The organism is bacterium (assembly GCA_012517375.1).
Lineage (GTDB): Bacteria > Hydrothermota > Tepidihabitantia > B3-TA06 > B3-TA06 > JAAYVC01.
The window spans coordinates 26,445-34,263 of the sequence record JAAYVC010000051.1 but is presented as its reverse complement, the minus strand read 5'-3'; the positions used below and the strand labels follow the sequence as shown (position 1 = coordinate 34,263).

The window sequence follows — 7,819 nt, the reverse complement described above, 5'->3', positions numbered from 1 at the left end:
TTAAGCAGACTTAGAAAAAAAGAGCTAAAGAAGGAGAGAGGCCGCTTATCCAGCTTGCTTATAAAACCCTAGGGAGCATGAACCTCCTGCAAACAGTAAGGATGAGCATATTATGTTATCAGATGCGCAAGCCTCTCCGGGTATTCAGGGAGCTAGAAACTTCCGCCCGGCGGTTCGCAAGCGGTCGAGACGTACCAGATCCCGGTTCATAACCAGATGGAACGATAAAGGCGAACCCATTCCCTCTGCTGCAATCAGCTCTATGATAACTTCTTGCTCTTCCCTGTCCTACTTCTCGATGAACTCAATCCTACTATCCCTGATGACAATCTCTTGACCATGGACAACTAGCTGCAGACTGACCAATAGGTTATACAAGATGTGTTGACAAGTCAACTCTAATCAGTATGCTTGCATTCCGACAGGATTATTGCCTCAATACAATAAAGGAGCTCGCATGAGAAAAAAAGTAATAATAATGGGCGCTGCAGGCAGGGATTTTCATAACTTCAACGTTTTTTACAGGGGTAACGAGAACTACGAGGTAGTTGCATTTACTGCTACTCAGATTCCAGACATCGAAGGCAGAAAATACCCTGCAGTACTTGCAGGCTCACTGTACCCGGACGGAATTCCGATTGAGGCGGAGGAGAAGCTTTCAGATTTAATCAGGAAGCATTGTGCTGATGAAGTTGTTTTTTCATATTCAGATGTCAGTCATGAATACGTAATGGACAAGGCTTCATGGGCGCTTTCCCGTGGCGCGGATTTTCGTCTTCTTGGACCTAAGTCGACCATGATTTCTTCTAAAATACCAGTAATATCTGTTTGTGCAGTTCGTACCGGCGCAGGCAAGTCTCAAACTTCAAGAGCTATAGCATCCATACTGCGTAAGCATGGGATACGTTATGCGGCTGTCCGGCACCCTATGCCTTATGGCGACCTTGCCGCACAAGCTGTTCAGAGGTTCGATTCGATAGAAGATATGGATAGTCAAAAATGCACAATAGAAGAACGCGAGGAATACGAACCTCATATTCGTGCAGGTAATACTGTTTTTGCCGGCGTAGATTACGGTGCGATACTTGCAGAATGTGAAAAGGAGTTTCAGCTTGTAATTTGGGATGGCGGAAACAACGATGTTCCCTTCTACAAATCCGATCTTGCAATTGTTGTAGCTGATCCACTCAGGGCAGGTCATGAGCGGCGTTATTACCCGGGGGCGGTAAATTTCCGTATGGCCGATCTCATTCTGATTAACAAGATAGATTCTGCCTCACCCGAACAGATAAAAGAGGTAGAAGACGCCGCTAAATTACTTAACCCTGGCGCCAAGATCATTAAATCTGCATCCCCTGTTAAAGTGGAGGACGAGAGTGTTGTTCGGGGTAAAAGAGTTCTTGTTGTAGAGGACGGTCCTACGCTGACGCACGGCGAGATGAAAACTGGAGCCGGGACTGTAGCTGCACTGCGTTTTGGCGCCTCCGAGATTGTGAACCCTTTGCCTTATGCTGTTGGTCGTATTAAAGCCTCTATTGATAAGTACAATCAGACGGCGCCTCTGCTGCCAGCGCTTGGATATGGAGCAGAACAACTAGCGGATATGAAGGCCTCAATAAACTCTGTTCCTTGTGATTCGGTTGTAATTGGGACTCCTATAGATCTTGGAAAGATAATAGAAATCAATAAACCTTCTACAAGGGTTTACTATGATCTTGATGATATGGCACTTCCGGAACTCGAAAATTCAGTCTCAGAACTTTTACGGAAACGCGGTTTAATTGAATAAATGTCAAATAATTAAAAAGCGGGGCTTTAGCCCCGCTTTTTGGATTTTGTTCTATCTTATCAACCGCCCAAGGCTTCCTTGATTTTCTCTACAATGTATTTAGCCAGTTTTATGTGTTCTTCAACATCTTTTTTGATTTCGGCTATGCTAGAAAGAGCTGTTTTACCTTTGTCCAGTACGGGTTTTGCAGAGGCTATTGACATTGGGTTTGCCGCTATCTGATTTGTAAGATCGGTTACAGCTGTAGTGCCTTTGCTGACAATGGCTTCATAATCCATTACGGCTTTCTCGTCTATTTCAATAGCTTTAAGAAGGCTATCCTTTACGATATTGAGCATCTCCTTGCGTCCGATTAGATAACCCAGAAGTTCATTTCTGACTGTATTATCTTGCCAGATTTCGTCTAGTTTATCTTTTCTGGAAGTTATGTTTTGAGCGTACTTGAGATAACCTTGCTGAGCGGCAGTTTTCATCTCATCCGTTGCAGCATTCTTGATATCGGTTTTCACATCGTTCCACATCTTCTCCATAGGAGGCAGGGTCTTGAAGGAATCGACCGAAACGAAGAATATGTCCGTGGCTGTGTATAAGAGATTTGTCGCTGTGTCAACTCTAACCTCAAAAGCGTCAACTTCCTTTACGAAATTGTCGACGTTTGAGGTGTTGAGTTTAGGGGCGTTCAGCAATCCTCCCAACTGAGCTGATAGGATTGCCGGTAAAGCAAGCGATACAATCGGAAGTATCTTTTTCAAAATAATCCTCCTTGGTTTGGTAAAACTATAAACCTAATTTGAGAGTTGTCAAGCTTGCGAAAGATTGAATCGACAGACTTGCTAATATTTGACAATATATTAATGCTCAACTATAATCCAATTTAAGACTCGCGCAAGGAGGATTTATGATTCGCACAAACAAAGACAGGGTAGTAAAATTGTCTGTTCAGGGGAGGGTTGCCTTTCCTGCGCCTACGAGAAGTCATTCGGTAGATGCTGGCGGAGGTCCCTTCGCACTGCCTTCAATTGGCGGCATTAGTTACAATATTAAAGTCGGACATTCCGCCTTCGGATGGGAGGGCGACCACCTGGAGCCTGGTGTCTCTACGGTTGTCGACGAGGAGAAGCGATATGGTTTTCAAAACGCTTCCTACCATTTTTACTCCTGCATAGGCAACGAGGCTGTCATAGTTACAGGCGACGCAAAAGGAAAGAAAGGCGTGGTTACAGGTCATCACGGCGGGGCTGAGCACGTGATGATCGATTTCCCTGATGAAGTTCTTGAGAAGCTTAATATGGACGATAAGTTCCTCGTAAAGGGATGGGGGCAAGGTCTCAAGCTACTCGATTATCCCGATATTCTCTGCTACAGCCTTGATCCCATGCTTCTTCAGAAGATGGGTATAAAGGAGTTGAAAGCCGGCAAAATTGAAGTGCCTGTTGCCGCTTTGGTTCCAGGTTATCTTATGGGTTCAGGCACAGGTTCTACATCTATGGGCACCGGCGACTACGACATAATGACTACCGATCGCGCCGAGATAAAAAGGCTCGGGCTAGACAGGCTTCGTTTTGGCGATTTCGTTGCCATTATGGATCATGACAACTGCTATGGACGCAGCTGGCGCAAAGGAGCAGTCACAATTGGGATAGTCGTTCATTCCGATTGCCTTCTAGCCGGTCATGGTCCCGGTATAACTACTTTGATTTCATCCGCAAAGCCCCTTATTGTACCGAAGATAGACAAGCATGCGAATATTGCAGAAATTATGAAAATAGGTATCTTCCGTCCTGTTAAGAAGGCGAAGCCGAAGAAAAAGTAACCTTGGCTGACCTTGGTCGGGAATTAGTGAGGTGTCAGAAATGTCAATCGCTATAAGAAAAGCAATGGGATCCGATTTGGATTCTATTGTACGCTTGCAGCTAGAAGCTACAAACTTATGTGTGAAGCGGAGAAATGGATTCTGTCGAGTAGTATTTCAACAATCGATCTCATTGTGTGGGCGTCAAATGAACCGGCAAAGAGTTTGTTCGCAGAACAAGGTTTTGTTCCCTTAGAAACAAGGATGGCTAAGAAGCTGGTATAGATATAATAGTCAAATCCTTGAGATGAACGTCAATAAAGCAGAAGTTTCGCCGCTAAAACTCGGAAATTTTGTTTTGGATTGACCTTAACGGTAATCTATTTTCTTAATCCCAGGCGGAAGATCTAGTTCAAAAACATTATCAAGACGTGCTTCTTTTAACTCGAAGTTTATGAAATTAAGTGTAAGTTCAGCATCGATTCTCTTAAAAACTATTTTTGATGCTCTGTCACGACCTGTAGCGCCGCTGATTTCACCCGTTCGAGATAGGGTCCAGTCCCTGCCTTCGAGCCCCGCGAGTCTCTTGTTATGGATGGATTCAAGATAGGCTGTTTCTCCGAGCCAGTGGAAAACAGTATCCCCTTTAAGAACTGAACTATCGACGGCATCTGGCCAGGAACCTGTAAAAGCCGAAGCAAGGGGCGAAAGGGGAACCTCCCAGCCCTTGAGGGGCAGGTAGTCATCCTTGTCAAGAAGCAGTAGTTCAGCCGTTGCCGGAAGATAGACCTGTGTCAATGCCGGCGAATATCTTATCGATGCAACAGGAAAGTATGCTGCAAAAAGATCAATTGAGAGCTTGTCGCCATAGGAGAAAAGTATGAATCTTCCTGAATATGAATCCGTGGAATCTTCGTAGATGTATTCTCCTTGGGTTTGTTCGATAAATGCCTCTCGTGGTCCATTGGGTTTAACGATAGTTCTGCAAGCCGTAATGAAGAATAAAAAAACTAATCCCGTAACGAGTATTTTTCTCACTAGAACCTCAAATGAAGTCCCAGGTAGGGCCAGTGACCGGGTTCGTGAAAGCCGATATCGCCGACGTCCGCTAAAGCCCAGTAGCGCAGGTAAAGCTCAAGAGCCCCTTTTGGTCTCAGAACGCCGACACCTATCTGCGGAGTGAACTTGTAGCCCCAGAAAGGTGTATACATACTATCAGCAGGTGTTCCGGGTTTTGGTTTAATTCGAGTAAGATAACCGTATATCCTTGCTGATGCGTAAATGTTTTTGTAAATAGGTTGATCGTAGCTTGCATCGAGCTGGAAGGCGTGGTAAAGATCTGTCGAGTTCAATGCATCAATCAAGGTGTCATGCGGATACCACTCGTAAGTAAGCTTGGCGTTAAGGCGCTCGGGCCAGGTGGTTTCAAAAATCTTCCTTAGATTTGCATTGTTGAATGCGCCAGGCGTTCCCGCCGCAACGGTGACTCTATTAAACACAACTTTGAAGCTGTCGGGTCTGCGGTCTATGTTGTGAGTGCAGTCGTGGTTTAGGTATAATGCTAGATTAGCCTTGTCCAGAATATTGAACCTGAATCCTCCAATGAGATAGAAATGTGCCATGCGCGGGTCGAAGGCTACATTCGCTGCAAAATCGTTTCCGGATATTAGCTCGTCTCTGTAAGAAATAAAGAAGCGCTGTCCAGCAACATCAATCAAGTCGGTTGATATCTCGATTCCTACATCGATATTATACAGTTTTGCTTTAGGCCCGGTATCATTAGGGAAGTACTTCCCTACAAATAGTTCACCTGATGGTTGTATTGGAAAACTGACTATAGGTTTTTGAACGGCATTAAGCAGATTCAATCCTGCGAGCAACAATAACGTCATCTTTTCCTCCGGTTATTTCCACTCGTGTGAATGTTCCGGGCGCAATATCACCCGGGTTTGTAATTTCAAGTAATCTGTCGATTTCAGGGGCAGAGCTCCAAAGACGCCCGACGGCTGAATCCGGGGTTATAAAATCTACCACGGCTTCCTGGATTGTCCCTTTTTTCTTTTTCATATCCCTGGTCTGATATTTCTCAGCCAGATCAATCAAAATTTCAATACGCTCCTTTACCACCTCTTTTTCAACAGCTCCCTCCATCGTGGCGGCGTTTGTTCCTTCTTCTGCGGAATACGCGAATATTCCCAGGTGTGTAAACTCAAGCTCCTCAAGACCGTTCACTAGTTCCTGATATTCCAAATCGGTTTCACCCGGAAACCCGACCATTACGGTGGTTCTCAAAACGAAATCAGGGTCGAATTCTCTTGAAGTTTTCACTATCTCCTTGATTCTTGAAGAGAGAATCCTTCGGTTCATTCTTTTAAGAACTGAATCCGCCAAATGCTGAATCGGCATGTCCATGTAGTTAAGTATCTTCTTGCTTTTCACCATTTGTTCTATTAGTTTCTCGGTTACATGAGCAGGGTGAGAATAAAGAAGACGTATCCAGCGTAAACCGTCGATATTCTCAAGTTGTTCAAGAATTCCAGTCAATTCGGTATGAGCGGTCGTATCTTGCGCTATCAGTATGAGTTCTTTTACACCTATGTTAACAAGATTGACAGCTTCTTCGATAATACCATCAACGCTACGCAGTCTCAAATCTCCTCTGATTGATGGTATTGTACAGTAGGAACAATGATTGGAACACCCTTCAGCAAGTCTCAAGTAAGCATAATGCTGAGGCGTAGAAAGCAATCTTGGTTGATCTTGTGCAGGGTTCCAAACCGGTTTTGCATAAACGTATACCTCGCCTTGTCTGTTTATTTCCTTTATGATCCTTGGAATATCCGGAATCGAATCTAGCCCTATGAAGGCATCTACCCACGGAAAGCGACCGCAAAGCTCTGTCGTGTTTCTTTGAGACAAGCAGCCGGTAACAAGGAGCTTTCTTAGCATTCCTTTTCTGCGCAGGGATTCGTATTCTTCGATTACTGCCGCAGATTCCTCAATCGCTTCTTCAATAAAGGCGCACGTATTGATTATGACGACTTCCGCTTCATTGGTATCGTCCGTCACCAGATATCCCGCCTGAGCTAAGGAACCTAGGATTATCTCGGCGTCAATCCTGTTTTTAGGACATCCGAGATTTATCACTGAAACCCGTAATTTGTTCAACCTTCGGCCTTAAGTATCATATGGTTGATTCAAAGAAGTTGCATTTTATGCAGGGATAAGTTTTCCCGACGCTTCTGCGTAAACGTCCTTGGAATCGAAGATTTTAGCCTGGGCAGTCATTATTCGTTTTTTATCTTCAAGAATCCTTGCCTCCAGGCTAATTTTCTTTCCGACAGGCAGAGGTTTTTTAAATCTTATAGTTAGTTCAGCTGTGACAACATGTTTTTGCAGTCCTGCTGCCGCCCAAACCATCATCTCGTCCAGCATGGTCGATATCACCCCGCCGTGTGTGATTTTTGGCCAGCCTTGGAGGTCATCTGGGACTGTATACTCACACGATGCTTTTTCCGCATCAAATGAAATATCCAGCTTCAACCCTCTAGGATTATCCTTGCCGCACGCAAAACAATAGTTGTCCCTTTCAAGCGTCACTGGTAGCCCGTGCCTGTGTCCTTGATTATCGTTGTTCCCTCGGGAGGCGAGAAAAGAAATTGACTCGGAGACGTTTTTACATTTAGTTTGACGGATTCCATGTAGAATATTATCTCGGAGTCTCCTTCTGTTATCTTAATGCCATCAATATCGTTTTTGTTAGGGTCGAGCAGAAGTGTGAATTCCTTCAGGAAGGGTTGTTTATCAGGCTTAGCGGTGAACTTTGCCTCAACTGTTCCATCTTTTTGAGCTGTATTAACCGTGTAGGTTTCGGAGTAGTTGGATAATCTAGACACAAAGAGGAAAAGTTCCTGTTCAGGACCAGGTTTTGTTTGTATAGCCTGATTCTGGGTAGGAAGGTATATCCAGAAGGTATTGCCGTCAGAGACGACAAGTTGTTCCATAGGGATTACGACATCCAATCTGAATTTATTAGGCGAGGAGTATATGAAAGTTCCCCTTAGTTCCTGACACGTACCCTGAGACTTGGAGCATATCTGTTCCTTGAAAATCGCCTTAAGCGAACTGGCGCTCGAATATTTGCTAATTACGGAGTTTAAAGTTTCTTGCGGAGTGGCAGCGAGCAGGAACCCCACTCCCAGAAGCGAAATTGAAATCATACGTCGCAAAATAGAACC

The 7,819-nt window shown here is 44.6% G+C and carries 8 protein-coding genes; 2 read left to right on the top strand and 6 right to left on the bottom strand.

Annotated features, from left to right (window positions below; all coding sequences use genetic code 11):
- The first annotated feature begins 457 nt into the window (after nt 1-457).
- A complete protein-coding gene (locus tag GX441_06255; protein NLI98245.1) occupies nt 458-1,789 on the top strand; it encodes a GTPase in 1,332 nt (443 codons plus the stop codon).
- Nucleotides 1,790-1,848: 59 nt separating this feature from the next.
- On the opposite strand, the gene GX441_06250 is transcribed toward GX441_06255, so the two are convergent.
- Nucleotides 1,849-2,541: a hypothetical protein gene (locus GX441_06250; protein ID NLI98244.1), complete on the bottom strand. Its 693-nt coding sequence runs from the start codon at nt 2,539-2,541 to the stop codon at nt 1,849-1,851.
- A 146-nt stretch (nt 2,542-2,687) separates the two neighbouring features.
- Between GX441_06250 and GX441_06245 the strand changes: the two genes are divergently transcribed.
- Nucleotides 2,688-3,602: a DUF4438 domain-containing protein gene (locus GX441_06245; GenBank protein ID NLI98243.1), complete on the top strand. Its 915-nt coding sequence runs from the start codon at nt 2,688-2,690 to the stop codon at nt 3,600-3,602.
- Between the two features lie 348 nt (nt 3,603-3,950).
- Here GX441_06245 and GX441_06240 read toward each other — a convergent pair whose 3' ends face one another.
- Genes GX441_06240 through lolA form a run of 5 tightly spaced genes read right to left on the bottom strand, consistent with a single transcriptional unit; the run spans nt 3,951 to nt 7,801 of the window.
- Nucleotides 3,951-4,619, bottom strand: coding sequence for a hypothetical protein (locus GX441_06240; protein NLI98242.1), 669 nt, complete (start codon nt 4,617-4,619; stop codon nt 3,951-3,953).
- A complete protein-coding gene (locus GX441_06235; protein NLI98241.1) occupies nt 4,619-5,473 on the bottom strand; it encodes a hypothetical protein in 855 nt (284 codons plus the stop codon). The genes GX441_06240 and GX441_06235 overlap by 1 nt, the downstream gene beginning before the upstream one ends.
- Nucleotides 5,436-6,749 carry a 30S ribosomal protein S12 methylthiotransferase RimO gene (gene rimO, locus GX441_06230; GenBank protein NLI98240.1) on the bottom strand — a complete coding sequence of 438 codons (1,314 nt, stop codon included), beginning with the start codon at nt 6,747-6,749 and terminating at the stop codon, nt 5,436-5,438. Before rimO ends, GX441_06235 begins: the two co-directional genes overlap by 38 nt.
- A 45-nt stretch (nt 6,750-6,794) precedes the next feature.
- Nucleotides 6,795-7,181 carry a PaaI family thioesterase gene (locus tag GX441_06225; protein NLI98239.1) on the bottom strand — a complete coding sequence of 129 codons (387 nt, stop codon included), beginning with the start codon at nt 7,179-7,181 and terminating at the stop codon, nt 6,795-6,797.
- Nucleotides 7,178-7,801 carry an outer membrane lipoprotein chaperone LolA gene (lolA, locus tag GX441_06220; GenBank protein ID NLI98238.1) on the bottom strand — a complete coding sequence of 208 codons (624 nt, stop codon included), beginning with the start codon at nt 7,799-7,801 and terminating at the stop codon, nt 7,178-7,180. The genes GX441_06225 and lolA overlap by 4 nt, the downstream gene beginning before the upstream one ends.
- Nucleotides 7,802-7,819 lie beyond the last annotated feature (18 nt).